Source organism: Cryobacterium sp. MLB-32 (assembly GCF_000738085.1).
GTDB lineage: Bacteria > Actinomycetota > Actinomycetes > Actinomycetales > Microbacteriaceae > Cryobacterium.
Window position 1 is genome coordinate 1 of sequence record NZ_JPRS01000227.1, and the last position, 2,547, is coordinate 2,547.

Here is a 2,547-nt window from a genome sequence, read left to right on the forward strand (position 1 = left end):
TGACTGGAGTAGGCAGCCATGGCGACTGTCACAATCCTCATTTCAGTACTGGATTGTGAACTCTCCGATTCGAGTTTCGCCATCGTTTTCATAGACGGGCACGGAGACGGCTTTCCCGACCATTGAGTCTTGCCATTCGAGCGCTTGTTCGGGGGATGTGAAGGTTTGTGCTTGTTCGCTGCCGTTGGCGTGGGCAAGTTCCGCAGCGTGCACGAAGCCGTCGTTTCCATTGGTCGCGACGACCGCAATCAGATCCGGCTGACCGCTTTCGTTGAGCACTCCATACGTCTCGCCGTTGGCGTTGACTGCCCACTCCGTGGTTCGCTCACTGACGTACGTCGCGGTGACGGTCCAGCTGGATTCGGGGGTGGTGGTGATGTTAATGGATTGCTGTCCAGGCTGGAGATTCAGCGTGTAGCTGCCACCGCCGGAGCGGCCACCGACGTCGTCCATGGCGCAGCGGATGCTCGCGCCGTCGTCAAAGGTGAACGTTCCAGGAGTCAGACAGGTCAGTGAGACCAGGATGCCCGTGGCCCCGTCGGGGACAGCACCCAACTGAACAGCGTCCGTTCCCGTTGCGGTCTCCACGACGGACGCACCGAGTTCGGTGACCTCTTCTGCGCCGGGCATGGTCAACAGACCGACTGCAGCGGCTGCGCCTCCGATCAGGATGCTCACCCCGGCGAAGATGCCCGCTCCAAGGCGGAGGTGTCGGCGCCAGAACGGAACAGCCGACGATGGCGCGGAGACGCGCGCGTCCAGCTCATTGCGGATCGCCGCGGAGAATACCGGGTCGAAATCGATCTGCGTCATGCTCGTGCCTCCGTCAGCTGCTCTCGAATTTTTGCTTTAGCCCGATGCAAGCGAGTACGGGCTGCACCGGGTGAAAGCCCCACCAGGGCCGCGGCCTCCGTCACCGCAAAGTCCTCCAGCACGACCAAGACGACGAGGGATACATCCGTGGGCTTGAGCTTCCTCATCGCGGCCTTCAGGCAGCCGACCGACTCGCCTTCCTCGATGTGGGCGACAGCAATCTGCTCGGCGTCAGCTGTGGCATCCGCTCGCGGTAGCGAATCGAAAAGTGCGCGGTACCGTCGAGTTCCACGGCTGACATTGCGCGCGATGTGGCCGGCCGTCACCAACAGCCAGGGGAGGACCGAATCGCTCACGAGTACGACGCTGCCGCGGCGGCGCCACAGCTCGAAGAATGAGGCCGACGTGACCTCTTCAGCATCATGAGCGTTGTCGACCAGACGCAGAACGTGGCGAAACACCCGGTCACGATGTCGGTCGAACAGCGACGTGAACGCGCGGCCATCATTGGCGCACGCACGCGTCCAGACCTCGACTTCGCTCACCACACCAGTATCCATACCCTGTAATGTCCGCCCATCTTCAAAACGTTACAGTTGGCCCCGCCCGAGGCTCTCTGCACGGCTGCGTCACGACTGCAGCAGGACGATCGCACTGCCACGCAGCAACCCGCCTTGGATCGAACTCAAACTCTCGATTCCCGTAAGGGGTTCCCTTGCGGTTGCTTCAATCGAATCCTAAGCTGACGCGATTTTGCAGTTCGGTGCCCGGATTGGCGTCCCACCGCCGGTCGTGAGCTCTCGATGCCTAACCACTGCGCCATCCAGCGATCACAGAACGCCGCCACATTGCGCCAAAGCCCACGCACCGGACCGCCGGCTCGCCGCGCTGGTTATGCTCAGAGACATGACCATTCAGCGGATGGACAACGTCGCCATCGTCGTCGACGACCTGGACGAGGCTGTCTCGTTCTTCACCGAGCTCGGCATGGAGATGGAAGGCCGGGGGCAGATCGAAGGCCCTTGGGCGGACCGCACCGTCGGACTCGACGGCGTCCGGAGCGACATCGCGATGATGCGGACCCCGGACGGTCACAGCAAGCTGGAGCTGACCAAGTACCAGACCCCCGCGACGACCGGTGCCGTGCCGGAGAACCCACCGCCCAACACGTTGGGCCTGCATCGCGTCATGTTCGCCGTTGACGACATCGACGACACGATCGCCCGCCTGCGCGCCCACGGCGCCGAACTCCTCGGCGAGGTGGCACAGTACGAGAGCATCTTCCGGCTTTGCTATCTCCGCGGCCCTGCGGGAATCATCGTCGCTCTGGCCGAACAGATTGGCTAATCCACCGGACCAGCCCTAGCCGCCGACACCGACGCCGGACACCGAAGCCTCTCAGCCCGACCTTTAACCGGGGGCCCGAACGCCTCTGGCGCATGAGGCCGGCTCTGCGATTTCGCCCCTACTTTCCATACTGGGAGCGTTCGCCGAGTTCGAACGAGGCCTCATCCGAGAGCGACAACGAGAAGGCATCACTCTGTAGCCGAGGCGATCTTTCCGTGTGCGATCTGTAGCCGTTGAGCGTTCCGCTTACGAGCGGTCGAATCCGTCGAAAAGTGCTCTCGAGCGCCCTCTCGCGAGGACGGAAAACCTGTCCGCACATCGTCCCTCTATCGGTCGTCCCAGGGCTTCAACGTTGGATGATCTTGCCGACCCGTCGATTGTCAGGTC

Annotated in this window: 3 protein-coding genes and 1 pseudogene; 2 read left to right on the top strand and 2 right to left on the bottom strand. The window is 62.6% G+C overall.

Annotated elements, in window-relative coordinates:
* Positions 1–42: 42 nt before the first annotated feature.
* Together JF66_RS16575 and JF66_RS16580 are read right to left on the bottom strand one after the other, a co-directional pair.
* Positions 43–813 (bottom strand): hypothetical protein, encoded by a 771-nt coding sequence (locus JF66_RS16575; protein WP_051973664.1) that lies wholly within the window; start codon positions 811–813, stop codon positions 43–45.
* Positions 810–1,358 (bottom strand): RNA polymerase sigma factor, encoded by a 549-nt coding sequence (locus tag JF66_RS16580; protein WP_231556473.1) that lies wholly within the window; start codon positions 1,356–1,358, stop codon positions 810–812. Before JF66_RS16580 ends, JF66_RS16575 begins: the two co-directional genes overlap by 4 nt.
* 361 nt (positions 1,359–1,719) lie before the next feature.
* Between JF66_RS16580 and JF66_RS16585 the strand changes: the two genes are divergently transcribed.
* Positions 1,720–2,160 (top strand): VOC family protein, encoded by a 441-nt coding sequence (locus tag JF66_RS16585; RefSeq protein ID WP_035879758.1) that lies wholly within the window; start codon positions 1,720–1,722, stop codon positions 2,158–2,160.
* Between the two features lie 118 nt (positions 2,161–2,278).
* Positions 2,279–2,356 (top strand): annotated as a pseudogene (locus JF66_RS24510) (recombinase family protein); the annotation flags it as partial.
* Positions 2,357–2,547 lie beyond the last annotated feature (191 nt).

What these genes read in the sequence shown, in the direction of transcription:
- JF66_RS16575 (WP_051973664.1), bottom strand. Translation starts at nt 813, where the DNA reads ATGACGCAGATCGATTTCGACCCGGTATTCTCCGCGGCGATCCGCAAT.
- JF66_RS16585 (WP_035879758.1), top strand. Translation starts at nt 1,720, where the DNA reads ATGACCATTCAGCGGATGGACAACGTCGCCATCGTCGTCGACGACCTG.